This is a genomic window from Halarchaeum acidiphilum MH1-52-1 (assembly GCF_000474235.1).
Taxonomy (GTDB): Archaea; Halobacteriota; Halobacteria; order Halobacteriales; family Halobacteriaceae; genus Halarchaeum; species Halarchaeum acidiphilum.
The window spans coordinates 1-694 of sequence record NZ_BATA01000153.1 but is presented as its reverse complement, the minus strand read 5'-3'; the positions used below and the strand labels follow the sequence as shown (position 1 = coordinate 694).

At 61.8% G+C, this 694-nt stretch carries 1 protein-coding gene; it reads right to left on the bottom strand.

Features of this window, described 5'->3' with window-relative positions; genetic code table 11:
• A partial coding sequence (locus AOZ13_RS13625; protein WP_148294614.1) for a transposase occupies positions 1-694 on the bottom strand: 694 nt, incomplete at both ends.

Sequence of the window (694 nt, the reverse complement as noted above, 5' to 3'; positions counted from 1 at the left end):
CACAGGTACAGGTCAGCGTGCCCTGGTGCCGCGTCGTGTCCTCGGTCGACCCGCAGTTCGGACACGTCTGCGAGGTCCACGCTTCCGTTCGGACTTCGACGGTGATGCCGAACTCCTCGGCGGTATCGGCGAGCCCCCCGACGAACCGCCGGAACGCCCAGAAGTTGTGCAACTTGGCGTTCGTCCGAACCGACCAGTGCGTCTCGAGTACGTCGGTTAGGTCGCCGACGTACACCGTCGAAACGCCTTCGTCGTACAGTCGTTCGATCAAGTCGCGTACAAGCGCGTCCATCGCGTGGTCGCGCCGTCGCGTCCGTCTTCGGTACAGCGAGTCGATCTGCTTCGAACTGTACCGCCCTTCGCGGAGCTTCGACTGGAGTTCGGCGATCCGTTGCGTCGTTTCGCGGAACCGTTCGAACAGGTCGCGGCCTTCGTACAGGTACTGCTCGCCGGTCGTGGTCGTGCAGGCGACGATGTTGTTCGCGCCGATGTCCAAGGCGGCGGCTTCCTCCGCCAGTGGTTGTGCCAGTCGAGAATTGTCGATTGTGACTGGCTGAAAGGCCCTGAGCGTCTCGCTCACGTCGTCGTAATACAGTTCCAACCGACCCTGCTTGTCGTACTCTTTCCAGTTCGGATCGCCCCGAACTTCGAGTCGGAGTCGTTCGCGGTATCCAAGTCCGTACTCCTCTTTCAG